Here is a 21601-nt window from a genome sequence, read left to right as displayed (position 1 = left end):
GACTCCCGGACGGCGGCCCAATGATTGACGTGCGTGGCGGACCGACCTCGCTAGCGCATGAGTTCCACCGCGCACGATAGCGACGCCATCGTCTCGCCGGAGTGGGTCGAAGACCACCTCGAGGAGTTCGGGAGCGACGACCCCGACTACCGCCTCGTGGAGGCCGACATCGACTACGACGAGTCCTACGCGGAGTCGCACATCCCCAACGCCGTCGGCTTCCGCTGGGGGTCGCACCTCCAGGACTCCGTCCAGCGCGACATCCTCCACAAGGAGGAGTTCGCGGAGATAATGGGCGAGGCCGGAATCACGGAGGACACCACCGTCGTCCTGTACGGCGACGAGTCGAACCAGTGGGCCGCCTACACCTACTGGCAGTTCAAGTACTACGGCCACGACGACGTGAAACTGCTCGACGGGGGTCGACCCTACTGGATGGACAACGACTTCCCGACCAGCGAGGAGGAACCCGACTACCCCGAGCAGAACTACGACGCCAGCGGCCCGTTCGACGGCCTCCGCATCTACCGCGAGGGCGTCGACGACGCCCTCGAACTCGACGTCCCCCTCGTCGACGTGCGGAGCGGCGAGGAGTACCGCGGCGAGAAGATAGCGCCCGAGGGGAGCCCCGAGACGGCCCAACGCGCGGGCCACATCCCCGGCGCGGAGAACATCACGTGGAGCGAGAACCTCGCTGACGACGGCCGGTTCAAGGACCCCGAGGAACTCCGCGAGATGTACGCCGAACACGGCATCGAGGGCGACAGTCAGGTCGTGACGTACTGCCGCATCGGCGAGCGTTCGTCCATCACGTGGTTCTCCCTGCACGAACTGCTGGGCTGGGAGGACGTGCGCAACTACGACGGGTCGTGGACCGAGTGGGGCAACCTCATCCGCTCGCCCATCGAAGTCGAGACGGACGACCCGGCGTCGCGCGCGAGCAAAGGGTAACGAGTAGAGCACCCGGCGCTCCGACCCAGTCGGCGCTCCGAACGCCGCTTCGGGCAACAGTACTATCTACGTCGGAGCGGTTCTCTCTGACATGAGTCCGTCGCTCAGGTCCGTCGCCGGGTTCGACTACGAGACGCTCCTCGACATCACGGTCAACCTCGTGCCGATGGGCATCCTCCTCTTCTTCGTCGGCGTGAATCTCGTGTTCAACCCGTACCCCTACGACCCGTTCGCGATGAACCTCACGCACGCCCTCACGCTCATCCCGTTCGTGTTCCTCGGACTGCTGACCATCGTCTCTGCGAGGGTCATCTCCGCCAGCGGGGACGAGTCGGGAGACAACGAGGCGGTGCCCGAGTCCGACAAACTGTAGCGTCGGTAGTCGGCGCCCCCCTTCGCCGCCCTTCGTTCTCGTCTCTCACCCCGTCCGCCTCTCTTCTCCCTCTGGTCAGCCGTCTCCGGGGTCTCTCCGTCTGAATCCGACGGTAGTCATGCCGGCGCAGCGGTCACAGCGCGCGCTGACGACGCCGTCGGGGTGCCGGTCGGTCACCACCGAGTGCTCGGGGACGACGAGCGTGACCGGCGCGCCGCAGGTCGCACAGGGCGCGCGCACGGAGCGTCCGCGGGAGACCCGGATGCCGTCGTCCGCGGAGTCGGGCGGCGCCGGGTCGACGACCGCTCCGCAGGCGGGGCACTCGACTAAGGTGAGGTCCCCGTCCTCGGACTCGAACCGCACCACCGCGTTGGAGGCGGACAGCGACGCTCGGCAGTTCGGGCAGACGCCGTCCGACGACGCGTCGGGGCGCATCGGTCAGCACCGACCCGTCGTTCTCCGCGAGTTCTCCCGCCGGAGGCGAACCGGGGCACGACTGTTCATACTCGTCCGTCCGGGAGCGGCAGTTAAAGGCGTTCAGGCCGGATACGCAACCAGCTTAATAGGGCCTCAGTCGCTCCCGTCGCCGCGTTCGCGCGACCCGAACCAGACGCCGACGGTGAGACCGTACATCAGGTGTCCCGCGTGGAACACGGCCGACTCGTCCGTCTCCAGTTCCATCGCCACGAGGTACTTCAGGACGACGTGTTCGCCGAACAGGGAGAGCGCGATGCCGTACAGCGACCCGAGGATCAACCCGCGAGTCTCCGGTTCGTCGGTCCGCGCTTCGCGGCGGGTCCAGCCGAGTCCGAAGGCTATCCCGCCGCCGACGCCGTAGGCGAGGTGCAGCAGTATCGACGAAACGGGGTAGTCCCCGGGGTCGCCGCCGAACCACCGACTCAGGAAGTCCGACGTCGGAGGGAGCGACCGAGCGGTCGGTTCGCGGAAGGCCGTCATCACTACAGTCGCTACGAACCCCGCGACGACACCGGTCGTCAGCGCCGATGTGCCGTCCGATTCGCCCCCGCCGTCCGGACGCGTCGACCGTGAGAGTGCCATGCGTACTTCGTCGGGAGTGGGGCCGCGTCGATAAGCGTGGCGGCCCTTCGAAGCACGAATCTGCGACGAGAGGCCGTCAGTCGGCGAGTTACGACGGCGCTCCGAGTCGAGGCCGGCCCGCATAAACGCCCTCGTATAGAAAGCAGACCGGCTATGCGCGGTCGGCCACCGGACTAGCACGACTTGCAATGCCCAGTACCCCCTCCGACCCCGGGACGACACCGGACTCGTCCGAATCGCGTTCCGTCGTCGCCGCGGCGACGGTTCCCGCGGAGTCGTTCGCGCTCTCGGAGACGTTCGCGCGCGTTTCCGAGGCCGTGTTTCGGTGTGAGCCGACCATCGAATGCGGCGGCTCGGTGATGCCGCTCCTCCGGGTTCGAACCGCTCACCCCGCCGAGGTAGATGCGGCGCTCCGGGCCGACCCGACGACTGACGGCGTGACGCTCCTCGTGGACCGCGGCAGCGAGCGGTTGTACCGAGTCTCCTGGAGCGGACGCGTCGGACCCGCGATCAGACTGCTCACCGCCCGTGGGGCGACGGTGCTCGGACTCGACGCGAACGCGTGGCGGTGGACGGTCCGACTGCTGGTTCGGTCGCGTAACGCGCTCGGACGGACCCTCTCGCTGTGCGAGGAGTGCGACGTGCCGGTGGAACTCCGGAGCATAAAGCGAGTGGACGGCGGTACGTCGGGCCGCTACGGACTGACGAACGTCCAGTACAACTCGCTTCGGACGGCGTGCGAGCGGGGGTATTACGAGGTACCGCGGGCGACGAGACTCGACGACTTGGCCGAGGAGGCGGGCGTCTCCCACCAGGCGTACTCCGAACGGCTCCGGCGGGCGACTGAGAGTCTCGTCACCGAGACGCTCCTGAACGCGGCGCCGACGGACGGCGCGCTCTGAGTGCATACGTCGAGAGTGTCGTTCGCTTCCGCGGGCGCGTCGGAGAGTCGCTTACTCGCCGGTCGATTCCTCGTCGTTCGAGTACCGCTCGCCGCGGTCGTACCGCAACCGCTCGCCCTCGCGTCGGACGCCCGGAACCGACTCCAGCGCGTCGACCAATCGGTCGGGGTCGACGCTCGAACCCGCCTCCGTCTCCGCCGCCGCGCGCTCCGCGAGTTCGGCCGCGGTCGCGCCGTCGGCGTCGACCAACGCCTCGAACGCCGCCGCGAACGCCGTCTCCTCGGCGCCGTCCGTCGCCTCGCGTTCGAGGGCGTGCTTCGCGCTCCCGAACCGGTCGTCGTCGCCGCCGAGGACCTGCCGCCCGTCACTCCCGTCGCAGTTCTCGTTCGACGCCTCGTCGGCGTCGGAGGCGGTCGACGGCACCCGACTCTCGTCGTACCGCCACTCCCCGCCCTCGCTCGACGGCGGGACGACGCCGGGGAGGGAACCGAACGGGTCGCGCACGAGTTCGTCCCACCACCGCCCGCCGTCGTCGTACTCCGCGTCGACCTCGCTGTACACGGCGTCGACTATCTCGTCGGCCGTCGCCGACCCCCAGTTACGGAGGAAGACGGCGGCGCGCGCGAGGGCGTCCTCGACGTCGGGACGGTGGTCGGCCCCTTCGATGGCCTGTTCGACCGTCGCAGGGACGTCCGGACGCGAGGCCCCGTCGTCGCTCTCCGCCCGGAGCAGCCGTCGACCGCTCGGCGTGAGTTCGTAGCCGTCGCCGTCCGTCTCGACGAGGCCGCCCTCCGCGAGACGCGAGAGTCGTTCTTCGACCGCCTCGGTCGAGACGCCGTCGCGCACCGCGGCTCGCACCTCGGACGGGGCGACCGGGCCGTCGTTCCTGAGCGCTACGAGGACCGCGCGGTCGGCGGCGTCGAGTTCGCTCGTCACGGCGGAACGTACGTGAGGGACGGGCCTAAACGTTCGCGCCGCGCGACGGGACTCGACCGCGCCGGACCTCTCACGTGCACGTCCGGACGCCTGCCGAGTTACGGCGTCGAATCGGGGTCGAGCGGGTCGTACCCCCGGTTCAGTTCCGAGAGGTCCGACCAGCCGTCGTCGTCCGTGTCGGTGTCGGTCGGATCCGTCCGCCGGAGTTCCTCCTCCGCGTTGATCAGGCCGTCGAGGTCGACGTCCGTCGGGTCCTCGATGCGGGGATTCGGCCAGAAGTGGGTGGTGCGGAACGCCGCGTGGTTCAACCGGAACGCGACGAGCGTCTTGCCCCCGTTCGTTCCGGTGCCGCGGAACGTGTCGGTGGCGTCGCTCGGTTGCTCGCGTCGCTCCCGGGTCCCGTCGGCGAAGTACAAGACGACGTCGAACAGGCCCTCCGGGGGTTCGTTCCCCCAGTCGCGCACGAACTCCCTGCGCCGCACGGTCACCGACCGGCGCGTGAACGTGACCGCCTTCGACCCGACATCACAGTCCGTATTCGGGTTCTCGTATCTCGTCCCGTCGATTTCGACGAAGTCGACGACGCGGCCCTCGGATCCGAGCGTAGTCGGAAAACCGTCGGTGGCGTTGACGAACGTTCCGTCGGTGAAAGCGACCAGCGCGTCTGACCCGCTCGAAACGGCGCTCAAATCGACGTAGGAACAGCGGAACTCGGGTTCGCCGTCGCCCTCCGGCGTCGTCTGTTGGTCCGTCTTCGTCCCGGCGCTCGCCGGAAAACTCGCTCCCGCGACGCCCATCAGTACCATCCCGCTCGTGACGACACTCCGGAGAATTCCCCTCCGTGTATCCTCGTTCTCTTCTGACATCATGGGGAAATAGTCTATGACATTACACTTATCGCTTTTTCACAACCCGCGAGAATAATCGCAGTAGACGTAAGTTTGACACGCTGGAGTCTCAAGGAGAGCTGTATCGGACGCGGAACTGTCTGTATTCGTATGTTATTTGGAAGCGATACTCTCCGTCGGAAACCCTCGGTCGGCTACGGTCGATCAGACCCGGAACGAGCGGTCGATTCGCGAGAAAGGGAAGACACGTCGCAAAGACGGGAGTCGGTTCGGCGGTAGCGCCGTTACGCGGCGTCGGCGAACTCCTCGACGATAGTTTCGCAGAACGCCGAGAGGTCGTCGGGCTTGCGACTCGTCACGACGCGCTGGTCGGTGACGACTTCCTCGTCGACCCACTCGCCGCCGGCGTTGCGGATGTCGGTCCGGAGGCTGGGGAAGGAGGTGAGCGTCAGGCCGTCGACGACGCCCGCCTCGACCAGCGTCCACGGACCGTGACAGATGACGCCGACCGGTTTGTCGTCCGCGACGTGCTCCTCGATGAACGTCGTCGCCTCGTCTTCCAGACGGATTCGGTCCGCGCCGACGGTGCCGCCCGGGATGACCAGCGCGTCGAAGTCGTCGGCCGAGACGTCTTCGAACGCCTCCTCGATTTCGACGGTTTGGCCCTCTTCGAGGTCGTTGTTGACGAGTTCCGCGTCGCCGGTTTCGGGTCCGACGACCGTGACGTCTGCGCCGGCGTCGGTGATGGCCTCTCTGGGCTCCGTGAACTCCACTTCCTCGGAACCCGCAGACGCGACGAAGATAGCGACCGATACGTCCTCGAGTTGCTGACTGGAGTCGCTCATGCGGATTAATTCGAGGGTCGTTGAGCTGATAAGAATTTGGGCGGAACCGTCGTACGAGATCAAAAGCGCGGTAGTGCGACGGGAGATTTGGCCGGCGGCTACGGGAGCCTACCAGGACATCCAGGAGGGGTCTTCGCACCGGTGCCGGCGGGTGATAGCGTCGATGCGTTTCTCGTCCTCGTCGTCCAGTTCGAGGGTCCGAGCGGAGAGGTTGTCCCGGAGGTGGTCGACGGAACTCGTCCGCGGGATGGCGGTCGCGCCTTTCTCGAGCACCCACGCGAGGCTCACGGCCGGCGCCGAGACGCCGTGTTTCTCGGCTATCTCCACGATGGCGTCCTCCTCGAACACTTCCCCCTGCGCCAGCGGCGAATACGCGACGAGGTCGGTGTCGCTCCCGTAGAGGTACTCGCGCATCTCCTCTTGGGGCAGCAGCGGATGCATCTCCACCTGGTTGGCCTCGATGGGGACGTCCACGAGGTCGCGGGCTAAGGACACGTCGTCGATGGTGTAGTTGCTCACGCCGAGGTTCGAGACGCGGCCCGAGTCGGCGAACTCTTCGAGGACGGGCAGCACCGTCTCGACGTCGTCCTGGCCCTTCGGCCAGTGGTGGTACAGCAGGTCGATGCGGTCGAGTCCGAGTCGCTCGAAGCTCTCCTCGACCGCGGTCCGCACGTACTCCTCGGTCTTCTCCGGTTCCTCGAAGTGCGCCACCTTGGTCGCGACGAACAGGTCCTCGCGGTCGACGTCCGCGGCGTCGATGGCCTCGCCGACCGTCTCCTCGTTCTCGTAGAGGCGGGCGGTGTCGAGGTGCCGATAGCCGGCGTCGATGGCGGCCTCAATGGTGTCGGCCCCGTCGTCGCCCTTCAGGCTGTACGTCCCGAGTCCGAGTCGCGTGTCGTCGTCGAACACGCTCCCGTCTACCCGCGCGCCGGACAAAGTCGTGACGACCGTGAGGATGGGAACTGAATGCGCGCCAATCGGCTCCCGAGCGTCCCTCGGAGCGCCGAGTTCGGCATGGAGAACACGCTCGTCGTGGAGACGGACGACGGCCGCCTACAGACCGGCGTACGGCCCGCCCTTCGCCTCGGTCAGTCGGTCGACTTGCTCCTCGGAGAGCGTCACCGCCGCCGCCGCGAGGTTCTCTTCGAGTTGTTCGACGGTTCGCGCCCCGACGATGGGCGCCGTGACGCCGTCGCGGTGCATCAGCCACGCGAGAGCGGTCTGTGCGGGCGTCGCTTCCACCTCGTCGGCGACGGCTTCGAGTTCGTCGTGCACGTCGAAGTTTTCCTCCGTGAGGTAGGCGTCCTCGAATCCGCCCGACTCCGCGGCGCGGGACTCGCCGGTGAGTCCGTCCTCCCGCGAGTACTTGCCGGTGAGAAAGCCCTGTCCCAGCGGGCTCCACGGACAGACCGCCATCCCGTACGACCGAGTCATATCCAAGTAGTCGCCCTCTATCTCGCGGTCGACGAGGTTGTACCGCGGCTGGGAGACGGTGAACGGCTCCCACCCGTTCTCGCGGGCGATCTCGTTAGCTTTTGCCACCTTCCACGCGTTCGGCCGGTGGGTCGACGCGCCGAGGTAGTGGACCTTCCCGTCGTCGACGAGTCCGTTCAGCGTCTTCATCATCTCGCGCGCGGGGGTCAGGTCGTCCCAGCGGTGGATGTAGAGCACGTCGACGTAGTCGGTGTCGAGGCGGTCGAGCAGCGCATCGATGCGGTGGCGGACGTTCTTACGATTCGTGCCGCGACTGTTCGGGTCTCCCTCTCGAATCTGCCAGTAAATCTTCGAGGCGATGGTGTATCGCTCTCGGTCGCGGTCGCCGTCGTTCAGCCACTCGCCGATCCAGCGCTCGCTCGCGCCGCCGCCGTACACGTCGGCGGTGTCGATGTAGCGACCGCCGGCCGCCTCGTAGGCGTCTAAGAGTTCGTGGGCGCGCTCCTCGCCGATTTCGACGTTCCCCTGCTCGGTCTCCTTGCCGAACCGCCACGTGCCGAACTGGAGTTCGCTGGTGTGGATACCCGTCTCACCGAGTCGAACGTAATCCAGGTCGACGTCTGTCGTGTCGCTCATATCGGTATCAATCAACCGCGAGTCGATAAACCCGTGTGATGTCTTCCCGCTGTCTCCCCTCGGTTCAGGAGTCGAGTTCGACGCGTCGCCCCCGTTCGGCGGAGTCGTAGAGCGCGCGGACGGCGTGCATGTCGACCATCCCGTGTTCGCCGTCGGGTTCGAGGTCGAGGCCGCGCTGGAGGCGGTTGGCGAAGTAGTCGAACTCCTCGCGCATCTGGTCGACCGGCTCCGGTCGATACTCGCCCTCGATGTCCGGTCCGGACACTCTGAGCACCTTCCGAGTGTTCGGGAAGAACAGCCCCTCGATGCTCAGTTCGCCTTCGGTGCCGACGAACCGGAGACTCGATTTCACCGCCGCGCTGTGCGTGACCGTACACGAGGCGAGTTTGCCGTCGGGGAACTCCAACTGGAACGCCGCGTGCTCGTCGGTTCCCTCGTAGGCCGGCTGTTCGGATTCCGTCCGAGCGTACACCGCCTGCGGGTCCTCCTCCAGAACGAACCGAATCGTGTTCAGCGGGTAGATTCCGATGTCGTTTATCGTCGTCCCGCCGGAGAGGTCGGGGTCGAACCGCCAACTCGTCTCGTCGGTGGAGTCGAGAATCGTGTCCGACATGTGTCCGAGCACCGAAACCACGTCTCCGATGGCGCCGTCCCGGATCAGTTCTCGGGCGCGGCGGACCGTCGGTTCGGTCTGGACTCGGTAGGCGACCATCAGCGGAACGTCCGCCTCCCGACAGGCGTCGACGGACGCCCGAGCGTCCTCGACGGTCGCTTCCAGGGGTTTCTCGCAGAGGACCGCCTTGTCGTGCGCCGCCGCGGCTTCGACGTGGTCGCGGTGGAGTCCGTTCGGCGTGCAGACGTACACCGCGTCGTAGGCGTCGGTCGCCGCGCCGTCGGCGTACTCCTCGTACGTGAGCGTCTCCTCGACCCCCGCGAGGTCGGCCGCGAGTTCGTCGGCCTTCTCGGTGCTGGAACTGACCAAGACTGTCGTCGCGCAGTAATCCGCTTCTTCGACGGCGGGAATCGCTTGTTCGCGGGTCCACCACCCGAGTCCGACCATGGCGAATCGCATCGGATCGGCGTCCGTGGGACCTTCCCAGTCGCGGGCACTGAAACTGTCGAGATCGACTTCCATACGCAAGGGTTGCGCGTCCATGACAGATAATCCCCCGTGTATGAAGCGAGTGTGCTGACCGCCCGAGTTGCGCAGTTTAGACAGCATTCGGTAGGGACCTCGTCCCTCTTGCCGCCTACCACTTCTTCAGTCATTAAACTGCGAAACCGAAGGGACGAGGTCGTAGGCTCGGAAAGTTCCACAGGTACAGATATACGGACCGCAGTTGAGACGGCAGAAGGAGAACGAGAGCGGGCAAAAGCCAGACGCGCTCTCGTTCGAAGCCGCCTGCTACCGCGTACGAGTCACGTTCGACCGGAGAATTATCCGCTTGGCCCGCGCCTGAAGACGCGGGTATGCGCTCGCACTATGTATCACCATCCGTCTGCCGTTCGTTTCTCGAGCGGGTCCAGACGCCGCTCACCGTGGCTACTGGCGTACGGTCGCGTCCTTCGTCAGACCGGAGGAAGAGAACTTCCGCCATTACGCGTCCCTCCCTGACCTAAATACACCTCCAAATACCTCTTCGTGATCCCATGTGCGGACAGATTCTCCAGTATTGGACATGTAGTAATACTTTAGCGCATCCAATTCTACAGACACCCAAGAAGAATTCTTTATTGCCCGTTTTAGACCTTTCTCCGACCTGTAAAATCATATATCTGATTCGGAAAGTATTACTCACCGAATCGGAGTCTATCTGCTCCGAACGAATCATTGAATGGAACGCATGTGGACGGAGCCGAAAATGGGGGCGCGATGTCGACGACGCGGAGCGTCGACTGCACTGCGGTGGAGGGAGCGTTCGCTGCGGCGCCCTGGCTCGTCCCGCTTCAGGTCGTTACTCGTTGCCGGCCGCGGAGGTTTGACTCGACTGAGCGGGACCGGCGTCGTCGGCCGGTCCCGACCCGTCGTCGTACACTCGGTCGTGGACGAAACTGGCCAACACGGGGGCGAGCAACGCCGTCACGATAGTCGAGGCGGCGACCTGCGGCGTCGCAACGGCGGCCGCCTGTCGCAGCGCGGGGTCGGCGACGGCGACGGCCTCCGGCGTCGCCACCGCGTTCCCGGCCGTACTCGACGCGGAGGCGCCGGCGACGCCCGTGCCGCCCGAGGCGCGGTCGGCGAGGATGTTGAACGCGCCGCCGACGAGCACCGTGACGACGCCCAGCACGATGCCGGCGGCGCCCGCGGTAACGAGCATGGCGAAGTCGATGCCCGCTCCCAGCGGGAAGGCGAAGAAGGGGATGAGGACCGGTCCCGCGCTGGTGAGGTACTCCTGCATCTCCTCGTCGAGGTTGCCCAGTATCATGCCGATGAGGATGGGGACGACGACCGCCAAGAGGTCGAGGAGCGGAATCGAGGCGATACCGGCCGTCCCCAGTGCGACCATCGTGAGGAACGGGCCGTCGTTGACCGAGATGATGGATATCGCGCCGACGTCCGTCTCGTCGCCCATCTCCCCCACGAGCGCGGCGTACAGGCCGCCGTTCGTGTTAGTCATCGCCGCGATGATGGCCAACGAGGAGAGTCCGAGCAGACTGTTGCCGAGGAAGGTGGCGACCAGGAGCCCGATTCCCATCCCGACGACGAACTTCGAGGCCGTGATAGCCGCCCCTTGCTTCAGCGCCTGCGGCGCCTCGTCGACCGTGATGCCGGCGCCCATGCACACCAAGAACGCGGCGATGAGGGGGAGCGCCCCGTCCTTCAGGAGCGCCGTGGTGAACCCGCCTATCTCCAGCGCCTGCGGGAAGAACGTGTTCGTGAGTGCACCCAGTATCAGGGGAATAACCATCATCCCGCCCGGAATCCGCTCTATCGTCTGCTTTATCTTCATGGTCGTCCACCGCCGTCGAGTCCGCCGATTCGCGTCTGTGCTGCTGTCGCGACGAAGTCACGGCAGCCTCTTTGGCCGTGGGCTGTCTTGGCAAGCATTCTGATTGCTCGTACTGAACGTTGATTAAAATATGTTACGGAAGGTAACGAAACGGCTCGCCGGAAGTCAGAGAGGCGGCGCTCCCGGAATCTCCCGGGGTATCTCGGGCGAATCGGTGTCGAGGACGAATAGAGAGGCGCCACCGTGACCGGCGTTCGGTCGTCCGTCGTTCACTCGTCGCCGACCATATCGACCGCCACCTCGACGGCGTCGACGAGACTGCGCTCGGAAGCGATACCCTCCCCGGCGATATCGAAGGCGGTGCCGTGGTCGACGCTCGTCCGGACGATGGGCAGTCCGATGGTGACGTTGACCCCGGAGACGGCGTCGCCGCCGGCGAATCCGAGCATCTTGATTGGGACGTGTCCCTGGTCGTGATACATCGAAACGACGCAGTCGAACTCGCCGCGGGCGGCGCGGACGTAGACGGTGTCCGGCGATTCGGGACCCGTCGCGTCGATACCCTCCTCGCGGGCGCGCTCGACCGCCGGTCTGATCTCCGCGTCGTCCTCGTCGCCGAGCAGTCCGCCGTCGCTGGCGTGCGGGTTCAACCCCGCGACGCCGACCGACGGCGAGTCGACGCCGAGGTCGCGGAGCGCCTCGTCCGTGAGTCGGACCGTCTCCAAGACGCTCTCCGTCGTCACCAGGTCGCAGGCCTCTCGGAGCGGAACGTGCGTGCTCACGTGCGTCACCCGGAGGTCGTCCTCGACGAGCATCATCGAGTAGTTCTCCGTGTCGGTGTAGTCGGCGAGCATCCCCGTGTGGCCGGCGTACTCGCTGCCGGCGAGCCCCGTCGACTGCTTGTTGATGGGCGCGGTCGTGATGGCGTCTATCTCCCCCGCTACGGCGAGTTCGATGGCGCGCTCGACGTATCGGAGGCTCGCGGCCCCGTACGCCTCGCGGACCTCTCCGCGGACGAGTTCGTCGACCAAATCGAGGTCCAACACCGGTATTCGGTCGCGGTCGAAGCTCGCGTCCGCGACGGATTCGACGGCTTCGACCGCGAGAGCGACGCCACACACGTCGATTGCGGCCTCGATGACGTCCGCATCGCCGATGACGAGGGGCCGAGCGACTTCGCGTAGCTTCGGGTACGCTTTGACGATTACCTCGGGACCGATTCCGCCGGGGTCGCCCATCGTGATTCCGATCAGGGGCTCGTGACTACGCATCGTTCTCGGAGAACACGTCCAGACAATTAACGATTGTCTCTTCGGAGCCGAATCCGCCGGCCTTCGTGACCAACGGCACTTCGGGGGTACCCCCATCGGCGAACGTCCCGAGGGGGATGCCCGCTTCGACCTCCTCGCCAGTCAGTCGGATGGTCGTCGCGCCGAGTTCCCGAATCACCGACACCGCGACGTCGCCGCCGGTCAGGAGCAGTCCCGAGGGAGTCTCCTCGTCGAGGACGGCCGCCGCGGCCGACGCGAGTCCGTTCGCCACCCGCTCGCGGACCGCCGGCGACGCGAGTTCGGCCTCTCGACCCGCGGCGTGCGTACGCTCGATGGCGGCCTCGTCGGTCGCCGCGGTCAGGACCGCCGGACGGCCTTCGTTCAACCGCCGGACGGCTCGTTCGACGGCGGCGTCCGGTTCCTCTCCGGCGACGAGAGCCGGTCCGTCGAGGGGGACGACCGCCTCTTCGGGCACCCGCCCGAGTTGCGCGAGCGTCGTCGCGCTGACGCTTCCGACCACGCCGAGCGCCCCGCCGTCGGGGAACTGCCGCGAGAACTCGAAGTCGGGCTCCGAACCCCGCACCGGCACGTGCGCGGCCAGACCGCCGCTCCCGACGTACAGCGCGTCGAACCCGTCCGCCGCCGCCGCGATGTCGGCCAGGTGGTCGTCCTCGACGGCGTCGCAGACGACAACCGGGGGGCGGTCGTGTCGTTCGACGGCGGCCGCGATTCCGTTATCATCCGACCCGAGCGCCGCGTGCGATACCGTCTCGACCGGCCGGTCGACCGACGCGAACAGTTCGCGTATCGACGACGAGGCGGGTCCTTTCTCGTCGTCACCGTACTCGGTCTCCGAGACCGGCGTCCCGTCGACGTAGTGGATACCTCTCTCCGTCGTTCGGCCGATGGAGGGGAACGCGGGCGCGACGAGGGCCAGTTCCGACTCCGCCGCGTTCAGTGCGGCGTCCACTTCCGCGACGAAGTTCCCGCGCAGCGTCGAGTCTATCTTCTTGTAGACGGTCCGCGCCGGCGTCGCTCCGACCGCCTCGGAGACGCTTCTTGCCGCGTCGTCCGCGTCGTCGTAGCGGGTGTCGGTGTTGATTCCGAGTACGGCCCCTTCCTCTCCTACGGCTCCTATCTCGGCTTCGGGGTCGGCGACGACGGCCGTCTCGTAGCCGCGGGCCGCAAACCCCTGTGACGTGTCCATCGCACCGGTGAGGTCGTCGGCGACGACTATCACGGAGTACATGGTCATCTACTCGTCACACCCGGTCATAAACGTTGGCGATTATTTCGCCGGAGCGAACGACCGTCGAACTTCCCCTGCGTGTTTACTCAGGCTAAACGATTACTGGCGGGGAGCCGGCGATAAATTACATGCCTAATATTGTAACGAGTCGCAGTTCGTCGTCCGCCCGTTCGAGCGCTTCGTCTACTGAACGGACGGTTCCCTCGTCACACCGGCACGAATTTGCCGAATCGTCCGTGATATACTCGACCATTGCCGGCGGAGCAGTCGTTTTCCGACGCTAAACGAACCGGTCCACTCGACGCCGGACCGCTCGATGCTTTCGACCAGAGTGACGTTCGCCTCTGTGACGCTGGTCGTGTTCGTCACCCCTCCTGAGAACTAATGACCGCCTACGTGAATGTACCACGCCAGCGTATACGCGGATATACTGTTCACCGATGCGGAACGTCCCGCGTTCGGCCGGTGGACGGGTGTAATTAGGTTCAGACGGCGTCGGTCGGTAGTGATTCGCGGACGTCGATAGAGAGGCCGCAGTATGTCACTACATCTTTCGAGGTGTCTCCCGTTCCTACATACCGACGCACCCCCGGTTTCCGTCGTTATTGTTACTAATGTCTGACGAGTCGATGGCTCGTAATTTCCCCACGTGCGGAAGACGCGCCCGAAAGTGATGCGCACCGTCGTCACACGCGACCGCTGAGTTCTCAACGCCGACCCCGATTACCGAAGAAAATTACACTACTAGCTCCGTAACGGACGATGGTAAATAAAGACGGTTACCGACTGAGGACTGTCCGCTCTCCCGGATACGAGTAGGTGCTACCGGACTAATTCTCCTCGCTAGGGGCTTAGGCAGTTCAACCGGCGACCGGCCGAAGTTTTCGTAGGTTCCCGAAGCGCAGTTCTCGAACCCGAAATCCTTCGAGATACGAACAGATTGTTTCCCGCAGAAGCAATGTCGTGGGTTCGCCAAACGGCTTTGACAGGGCCGGCCGAGGGTGTAGTTTCATCTATCGAATACAGGTCGGCGGCGACGAGACACCGGAAACGGGCTTGTCGGCGGTATCAGCTGTACTCACCGAATCAACGACTCGAAATATCGTCTAGCTGTCTCGACGGGAAACGTCGTATGTGATTTCGTTCGCACGGGCGGAGGGACGGCGAAGCAAACGGAGACTCCAAAAATAGTAAGAACTGGAGCCAGTCAATTTTGCACAGGTAAACAGAATAGTATGAAGATGACTATGATTTCCGAACGAAAGTCCCACACCGAGTGAGACGGAGCGGAAGCTATCGACGCCGTTCAGTCGCGAAGACCCACGACAGTTCTCAAGATGGTTCTAACGGACGTTGACACCCGGAGTTTCGGATGTTGTAGAACAGAGCGGACGCAGGCGGAGTCAGCGGCCGCGACACTCGGTGGAGGAGGTGGCTTCGAGTTCGGAGCGGAGTCGGGACCCTTCACCGGAGAAGACGTTCGACGTGCCGAAACGGGTCGTCGCCACTTCCTGAACGATCTAAGAACGGCTGTTCTCAGGGGAGTTCGACGTCGACGCCCGACTGCAGGCTCGCCGCCTTGACGGTGTTGTACATCAGCATCGCGATGGTCATGGGACCGACACCGCCGGGGACGGGAGTGATGACGTCCGCTTTCTCGCTCGCGCTCTCGAACGCTACGTCACCGACCAGTTCGTACCCCTTCTCCGTCTCGGCGTCGACTCTGTTGACGCCGACGTCGATTACCGTACAGCCCTCCGAAAGCATGTCGCCGGTGATCATCTCGGGGACGCCCGCCGCGGCGATCACGATGTCGGCCGTTCGGGTCTTCTCTGCGAGGTCGTCGGTGCGGGAGTGACAGACCGTCGTGGTGGCGTTGCCCCGCGGCGCTTTCTGGACGAGGAGGTTCGCCATCGGCTTCCCCACGATGTCGGACCGGCCGACGACGACCGCGTCTTTCCCTTCGGTTTCGATGTCGGCGGCTTCGAGGAGCTTCTGGATTCCGTGGGGAGTACAGGGCTTGTACCGAGTGTTCCCGGTTACGAGCCGTCCGACGTTCTCGGGGTGAAATCCGTCTACGTCTTTCATCGGGTCGACGCGTTCCAGTACGGCCTGAGAGTCGACGTGGTCCGGTACCGGCATCTGAACGAGGATGCCGTGTACCCTCGGGTCGTCGTTGAAATCGTCTATCTGTCGGAGGAGGGTCTCGGCCGAGGCCTCGGGGTCGAGCACCCGATGGATTCCCTCGATTCCGGTCTCCTCGCAGGCCCGCTGTTTCATCGACACGTAGGTCTCGCTGGCTCCGTCGTCGCTCATCAGGACCGTCGCGAGTCCAGGGGTCACGCCTTCGTCGGCGAGGTGCGCCGCACAGTCCGATACGTCTGCCCGTATTCGGTCCGCAATCTCCTTTCCGTCGATGATGGTGGTCATGGTGGATGATGGCGCCGTCGCCGACGTTCGGACCGGCCCCGGTCCGGATGCGCTGCGCCGCGTGCCACACTCCTGTGGCGGCGGGCCGACGTGCCGGCGAACGTCGCGCTGGACGGGCTCTCTATTCCCGTCTCCTCATCTATCCTAATAAGCCATCGTGAGTCATCTTCCACCCATTGAAGCCACCCCCCGTGGAACTTCTTCGGGGACGGTGAACCGGCCGGACCGCGGAACTCCAGCAGGGGACGCCGGCGCGGAAGAAGGTTTTTTTGTGAACGGACATCTCGGTTCGAGTAACGATGGAAACTGACCGCCGGTCCCCCCTCAGGGCTGTCCGATTCACATGAACCAGCCGTCAGTCGTCACGGAGCGCGCATCGTTCGTCGGGACCGCGGCCTCGGCCCCGGTCGGGGCCCGGGTCCCCGTGGAGGTGAGGGTCACCGTCTCGGACCCCTTCGAGGCCTATCGTCGGGCCCGCGACGGCGACGCTGACGGGGTGTTCCTCGAGACGACCGGGGGACAGTCCGGTTGGGGATACTTCGCGGTCGACCCGGTCGAGCGCCTGCAGGTGGCCGCCGACGCGGCCTCGCCGGACGGGGAGAGTCCGACAGTCGACGCCATCGACTCGCTGCTCGACCGCGAGGACCTCGTCCGCGGGGACTGCGAGGTTCCGTACCCCTGCGGCGCGTTCGGCTGGCTCTCCTACGACGTCGCCCGGGAGCTAGAGGACCTGCCGGCGACGACGGCCCCGGACGGGCTCCCGCGACTCCAACTCGGCGTGTTCGACCGCGTCGCCGCCTGGGAGGCGCCGACCGAGGGCGACGTACGACTGCGGGTGACCGCCTGTCCCGTGGTCGACGAGCACGAGTCGCCCGCGGCGGCCTACGAGGCCGGCGTGGAGATGGCCAACGAACTGGCCGAATCCGCGCTCCGCGGGGAGCCGGCCGTCGACTCCCCGCCGGTCGCGACCCGACGGGCGACGTTCGAGAGCGGGTGCGGCGAGGCGGCGTTCGCCGAGCGGGTGCGTCGGGTGAAGGAGCACGTTCGTGACGGCGACACGTTTCAGACGAACGTGTCGCACCGGCTGGTCGCCCCCGCGGCCGTCCACCCGGTCGAGACGTACGACGCCGTGCGGCGTGTGAATCCGGCGCCGTACTCGGGCCTGCTCGAGTTCCCCGGTATCGACCTCGTCAGCGCCAGTCCCGAACTACTGCTAGATGTCGAGGGCAACCGTCTGTCGACGGAACCCATCGCGGGCACGCGACCGCGGGGCGGGACGGTCGAAGCCGACGCCGAACTGGAGCGCGACCTTACGAGCGACGACAAGGAGCGGGCCGAGCACGCGATGCTGGTCGACCTCGAGCGCAACGACCTCGGGAAGGTCAGCGAGTACGGTAGCGTCGACGTCACCGAGTACCGCCGGGTCGACCGCTACTCGGAAGTGATGCACCTCGTCTCGCTCGTGGAGAGCCGTCGCCGCGAGGGCGTGAGCATCGCCGACGCCGTCGCGGCCGTATTCCCGGGTGGGACGATTACCGGTGCGCCCAAACCCCGGACCATGGAGATTATCGACGAAGTGGAGGCGAGCCGCCGGGGCCCCTACACCGGGAGCATCGGCGTGTTCGGCTTCGACGACCGAGCGACGCTGAACATCACGATCCGGACGCTCGTCCGCCGCGGCGGCGAGTATCGCCTGCGCGTCGGCGCCGGTATCGTCCACGACTCCGACCCGGTCTCGGAGTACGAGGAGACGCTGGATAAGGCCCGGGCGCTCGTCAACGCCGTCGACGAGGCGCTCGGCGAGCGGGGGTCGTTCGCCGTCGAGTCCGCCGACACGCTCGAGGGGGCCCGGTGAGATGATACTCATCGTCGACAACTACGACTCGTTCGCGTACAACCTCGTCCAGTACGTCGGCGAGTTCGACGACGTCGTCGTCAGGCGCAACGACGCAATCGACGTCGCCGGAATCTCGGACCTCGACCCCGACGGAGTCGTCGTCTCGCCCGGGCCCGGAACCCCCGCCGACGCCGGCGTCTCCGTCCCCGTGTTCCGCGACCTCGACTATCCCACGCTGGGGGTCTGTCTCGGTCACCAGGCACTGTGCGCTGCAAACGGCGGGTCGGTCGTCCACGCCCCCGAGGTCGTTCACGGCAAACCCTCCGAGGTCCGCCACGACGGGTCGGCGCTGTACGACGGCGTCGACGACCCGTTCGAGGTGGGGCGTTACCACTCGCTGGCGGTCGAGAGCGGCGAGTTGCCCGGCGCTCTCGTCGAGACGGCGTACACGAACGACGAACGGGGCGTCGTGATGGGCGTGCGCCACGTCGACCGGCCGCATCTCGGCGTTCAGTTCCACCCCGAAAGCATCCTCACGGACGCGGGCAAGCGCATCGTCGAGAATTTCTGCTCGTCGATTGCGGGCGCCTGAGACGGGTCGTCTCGACTCACCGTCGCTCTCGTTCGCTTCCCTCGGGGGAATCCACGACTGGTACGGCGGCTGTCACGATGTGGCGACTGTGAACCGAGCGGCCGGGATTTAAGGTGGCTCCGGTCGGTACGCTCTCACGTGAAACGGACCATCAGCACCGACGACGCACCGGCGGCGGTCGGGGCGTACAGTCAGGCGACGATGAACGGCGACGTGCTCATCACCGCGGGTCAGCTTCCACTGACGACGGACGGAGAACTGCTCGACGACGAGTCCGTCGGCCGGCAGACCGAGCAGTGTCTCGACAACGTCGCGGCCATCCTCGAATCGGAGGGACTGTCGCTGGACGACGTCCTCAAGACGACGGTGTACCTCGACGACATCGACGACTTCGACGCGTTCAACGAGTCCTACGGCGAGTACTTCGACGAGGACCCGCCGGCGCGCAGCGCCGTCGGGGCCGGTGCCGTCCCGAAAGGTGCGGCGGTCGAAATCGAGGCCATCGCGACGACCGAGTAGGGCGGCCGTCCTCGGGGACCGCACTTTTTTGCACGCAGACCGCCTAAGACAGAGCGATGGACCCGCACGACCAGCAGCGTGACCGCAGCTACGACGCCGGGGACGGCACGTCACCGACCGTCCCGACCGGCGTGACCGAGTCCGAGGAGGCGACGCCGACAACCGAGGCCACCGGGACGGCCGAGGTGGCCGGGTCGACCGGGTCGACCGAAGCGGAAGGTTTCGACCACGAGAAGGCCCGCGAGGGCGCTCGACTGCTGCTCGAGGCGGTCGGCCGCGACCCCGACGCGCGCGGCGTCTCCGACACGTGGACGCGCCGCGTGCCGGCGATGTTCGAGACGCTCACCGAGGGCCGACGCGAGGCGGCGAAGCCGACCATGCGAACCTTCGAGGCGGAGACCGACGGACTCGTCATCAAGACGGGCATCCCGCTGTACAGCATGTGCGAGCACCACCTACTCCCTTTCTACGGGGTCGCACACGTCGCGTACAAACCCGAGGCGTCGATGGTCGGACTCTCGAAGCTCGTGCGTTACGTGCGGTGGCGGTCGCGGCGACTTACCACGCAAGAAGCGCTGACGAGCGGCATCGCAACCGGTCTGGCCGACGAACTCGAAGCCGAGGGGGTCGTCGTCGAGGTCACTGCGACGCACATGTGCGAGGCGATGCGGGGCGTCGAGACGGCGACGGCGACGACGACGCACGAATCGGTCGGTGAACTGTCGTCGGGTGACCGCGAGCGATTCCGCGAGTCGGTCCGAGACAGTGACTGGACTCCCGACGTGTTCTGAACGACGCTCGACACATCCCGAACGAGGGAGACCGCGAGGAAGAGAATCGAACCGCGACGGCGTCAGTCACCACCTTCCGCGTCGGAACTCCTGACCTCGGTGACGAGTTCGCTGTCGTTGGTCACGACGTCCACGTCCTGCTCTGCGGTCAGGTGGTCGATTCGGTCGGCGAACTGTTCGGATCGGAGGATCTCGTACTCGTTGTCGAGCCCGAGGTACACCGTGTAACACATCAGCACGAGGATGACCGCGAACGGGAGCCCCGTCGTGATGACGGCGGTCTGCAGTGCGTTCAGTCCCCCTCCGACGAGTAGGCTGGCCGCGACGGCGCCCTCGGTGACGGCCCAGAAGATGCGCTGAACTTTCGGTACGTCGTGCTTCCCGCCGGAGGTCAGGTGATCGATGACCAGCGACCCCGAGTCGGAGGACGTGACGAAAAAGGTGATAACGAGCAGCGTCGCGAGGAGTCCTGAGAGCGCCCCCAGCGGAAACTGGTTCAGCATGGCGAACATCGCGGTGGCCTGTCCCTGCTCGGCGACGGCGGTCGCAACGCCTCCGCTCCCGACGAGTTCGATCCACAGCGCGGAGCCGCCGAAGGTGGCCAGCCAGACGAACGAGAACAGTGCGGGGAGAAACAGCACGCCCAGAACGAACTCCCTAACCGTCCTTCCCTTCGAGATGCGCGCGATGAACATCCCGACGAACGGCGACCACGCGATCCACCAGCCCCAGTAGAAGACGGTCCAGTTCCCCATCCACCCTTGGACGGAGTACGCGCCGAGTTGTGCACCCCCGCCGACGATGCCGGTGAAGAAGCTCAACTGAAACAGATTGTCGAGGAAGGCACCGACCCCTCCCGAAAGTACTCCGAGGACGTACAGCGTCGGTCCGACGACGAACAGGAACGCGAGCATGGCGAACATCAAGTAGAGGTTCAGCGTGCTCAGTCGTTTGACCCCGCCCTCCAGTCCGGCCGCGACGGAGAGCGCTGCGACCGCCGTGATGGAGACGATGAGAACCACCTGCGGGATATCTCCCGTCGGGACGCTCACGAGGCCGAGGATGTCGCCCCCGACGTACGAGAGCCCCGTGTTGACCTGCGTGACCCCCAGTCCGAGCGAGGTGGAGAGACCGAACAGCGTGGCGAATACGGTCACCAAGTCGATGACGTGACCCGGCCACCCGTAGATGCGCTCTCCGAGTAGCGGCCAGAAGATGGATCGGAACGTCAGTGGCAGACCGCGATTGAACGAGAAGAAGGCGAGTCCGAGACCGACGAGGCCGTAGACGGCCCAGGGGTGAAACCCCCAGTGAAAGAACGTCTGAGCCATCGCGACGGTGGCGGCCGCGGACGTCCCGCCGTCCGCCGTAAACGCGGGCGGGACGACCATGGATCCGGAGGCTCCGTTGCCGAAGTGCCACATCGGTTCGGCGACGCTGTAGAACATCAACCCGATTCCCATCCCGGCGCTGAACAGCATCGCCGTCCACGAGAAGTCGCTGAACTCCTTCTCCGCCTTTACGCCGCCGATGCGGATGGTACCGTACTTGCTGAAGGCGAAGTAGAGGATGGTGGCGATGAACAGGTTCACCGCGATGATGTAGAACCACCCGAAGTTCGTGTTGATGAACGCGAACACTGCGCCGTAAACCTCGGACGCCCGGTCTCCGAGGAGGATGGTCGCCGCGACGAACGCGACGATGATCACCAACGAAATCGGGAAGACGACCGGGTGAACGTCGAATCCGAACTTCTCGATATTGGTGTCGCCGGGTGCTCGGTCGGAGTCCGGGTGGAACAGTTCTACTTGCAGTCCCTCGGACGTTTCCCCCGTCGTCCGCTCATCGTCCGGCATGTGGTTCCACCCGGTGACGCGCCGGTCGAGTACGGTGCGGTCGCTCGGTCAATCGTGCGTTCATCGTCCTCGGAGTCGTCGCGGTCAAGTCGCCCAGCGTCTCGTCTGGCCGTGCTGTCGT

General features: G+C 65.7%; 20 protein-coding genes. 7 read left to right on the top strand and 13 right to left on the bottom strand.

The features are described 5' to 3' along the window. Positions 1-57: 57 nt before the first annotated feature. Together NDI79_RS16535 and NDI79_RS16530 are read left to right on the top strand one after the other, a co-directional pair. A complete protein-coding gene (locus NDI79_RS16535; protein ID WP_310929727.1) occupies positions 58-951 on the top strand; it encodes a sulfurtransferase in 894 nt (297 codons plus the stop codon). A gap of 91 nt (positions 952-1042) precedes the next feature. Beyond that, the gene (locus NDI79_RS16530) at positions 1043-1324 is read left to right on the top strand and encodes a DUF6684 family protein (RefSeq protein ID WP_310929725.1); all 282 of its coding nucleotides are present in this window, start codon (positions 1043-1045) and stop codon (positions 1322-1324) included. Positions 1325-1399: 75 nt separating this feature from the next. Here the strand turns inward: NDI79_RS16530 and NDI79_RS16525 are convergent, their stop codons facing one another. Then, the gene (locus NDI79_RS16525; RefSeq protein ID WP_310929723.1) at positions 1400-1759 is read right to left on the bottom strand and encodes a DUF7837 family putative zinc-binding protein; all 360 of its coding nucleotides are present in this window, start codon (positions 1757-1759) and stop codon (positions 1400-1402) included. A 135-nt stretch (positions 1760-1894) separates the two neighbouring features. Next, entirely contained in the window at positions 1895-2383 is a 489-nt protein-coding gene (locus NDI79_RS16520; protein ID WP_310929722.1) for a hypothetical protein, read from the bottom strand. Positions 2384-2571: 188 nt separating this feature from the next. On the opposite strand from NDI79_RS16520, the gene NDI79_RS16515 reads away from it, so the two are divergent. Continuing rightward, entirely contained in the window at positions 2572-3285 is a 714-nt protein-coding gene (locus tag NDI79_RS16515) for a helix-turn-helix domain-containing protein (protein WP_310929721.1), read from the top strand. Between the two features lie 51 nt (positions 3286-3336). Here NDI79_RS16515 and NDI79_RS16510 read toward each other — a convergent pair whose 3' ends face one another. The 10 genes from NDI79_RS16510 to NDI79_RS16465 all read right to left on the bottom strand — a co-directional run bounded on the left by NDI79_RS16510 (position 3337) and on the right by NDI79_RS16465 (position 15885). Further along, positions 3337-4221: a hypothetical protein gene (locus NDI79_RS16510; RefSeq protein ID WP_310929720.1), complete on the bottom strand. Its 885-nt coding sequence runs from the start codon at positions 4219-4221 to the stop codon at positions 3337-3339. A 98-nt stretch (positions 4222-4319) separates the two neighbouring features. Continuing rightward, entirely contained in the window at positions 4320-5090 is a 771-nt protein-coding gene (locus tag NDI79_RS16505; RefSeq protein WP_310929719.1) for a hypothetical protein, read from the bottom strand. Positions 5091-5353: 263 nt separating this feature from the next. Beyond that, positions 5354-5914, bottom strand: coding sequence for a type 1 glutamine amidotransferase domain-containing protein (locus tag NDI79_RS16500; protein WP_310929718.1), 561 nt, complete (start codon positions 5912-5914; stop codon positions 5354-5356). Between the two features lie 108 nt (positions 5915-6022). Continuing rightward, positions 6023-6823: an aldo/keto reductase gene (locus NDI79_RS16495; protein WP_310929717.1), complete on the bottom strand. Its 801-nt coding sequence runs from the start codon at positions 6821-6823 to the stop codon at positions 6023-6025. Between the two features lie 144 nt (positions 6824-6967). Further along, a complete protein-coding gene (locus tag NDI79_RS16490) occupies positions 6968-7984 on the bottom strand; it encodes an aldo/keto reductase (protein WP_310929716.1) in 1017 nt (338 codons plus the stop codon). A 64-nt stretch (positions 7985-8048) separates the two neighbouring features. Further along, complete coding sequence (gene gfo6 / locus NDI79_RS16485; protein ID WP_310929715.1) at positions 8049-9119, bottom strand: D-xylose 1-dehydrogenase Gfo6; 1071 nt, start codon at positions 9117-9119, stop codon at positions 8049-8051. An 820-nt stretch (positions 9120-9939) separates the two neighbouring features. Beyond that, complete coding sequence (locus tag NDI79_RS16480) at positions 9940-10935, bottom strand: 2-keto-3-deoxygluconate permease (protein WP_310929714.1); 996 nt, start codon at positions 10933-10935, stop codon at positions 9940-9942. 269 nt (positions 10936-11204) lie between these two features. Continuing rightward, positions 11205-12206 carry a 4-hydroxythreonine-4-phosphate dehydrogenase PdxA gene (pdxA, locus tag NDI79_RS16475; RefSeq protein WP_310929713.1) on the bottom strand — a complete coding sequence of 334 codons (1002 nt, stop codon included), beginning with the start codon at positions 12204-12206 and terminating at the stop codon, positions 11205-11207. Further along, positions 12199-13455 (bottom strand): four-carbon acid sugar kinase family protein, encoded by a 1257-nt coding sequence (locus NDI79_RS16470; protein ID WP_310929712.1) that lies wholly within the window; start codon positions 13453-13455, stop codon positions 12199-12201. The genes pdxA and NDI79_RS16470 overlap by 8 nt, the downstream gene beginning before the upstream one ends. A gap of 1536 nt (positions 13456-14991) precedes the next feature. Further along, a complete protein-coding gene (locus NDI79_RS16465; protein ID WP_310929711.1) occupies positions 14992-15885 on the bottom strand; it encodes a bifunctional methylenetetrahydrofolate dehydrogenase/methenyltetrahydrofolate cyclohydrolase in 894 nt (297 codons plus the stop codon). Positions 15886-16228: 343 nt separating this feature from the next. On the opposite strand from NDI79_RS16465, the gene NDI79_RS16460 reads away from it, so the two are divergent. From NDI79_RS16460 to folE, 4 genes are all read left to right on the top strand, one after another. After that, positions 16229-17740, top strand: coding sequence for an anthranilate synthase component I family protein (locus NDI79_RS16460; protein ID WP_310929710.1), 1512 nt, complete (start codon positions 16229-16231; stop codon positions 17738-17740). 1 nt (position 17741) lies between these two features. Continuing rightward, complete coding sequence (locus NDI79_RS16455; protein ID WP_310929709.1) at positions 17742-18314, top strand: anthranilate synthase component II; 573 nt, start codon at positions 17742-17744, stop codon at positions 18312-18314. Positions 18315-18452: 138 nt separating this feature from the next. Then, positions 18453-18833, top strand: a complete 381-nt coding sequence (locus tag NDI79_RS16450) for a Rid family detoxifying hydrolase (protein WP_310929708.1) — start codon at positions 18453-18455, stop codon at positions 18831-18833. Between the two features lie 56 nt (positions 18834-18889). Beyond that, complete coding sequence (gene folE / locus NDI79_RS16445) at positions 18890-19624, top strand: GTP cyclohydrolase I (protein WP_310929707.1); 735 nt, start codon at positions 18890-18892, stop codon at positions 19622-19624. 62 nt (positions 19625-19686) lie between these two features. Here the strand turns inward: folE and NDI79_RS16440 are convergent, their stop codons facing one another. Beyond that, positions 19687-21480 carry a BCCT family transporter gene (locus tag NDI79_RS16440; RefSeq protein WP_310929706.1) on the bottom strand — a complete coding sequence of 598 codons (1794 nt, stop codon included), beginning with the start codon at positions 21478-21480 and terminating at the stop codon, positions 19687-19689. Positions 21481-21601 lie beyond the last annotated feature (121 nt).

This window comes from Halogeometricum sp. S3BR5-2 (assembly GCF_031624635.1).
In the GTDB taxonomy this organism is placed as follows: Archaea; Halobacteriota; Halobacteria; order Halobacteriales; family Haloferacaceae; genus Halogeometricum; species Halogeometricum luteum.
The sequence above is the reverse complement of the archived record's forward strand: the minus strand, read 5'-3'. Positions and strand labels throughout refer to the sequence as shown.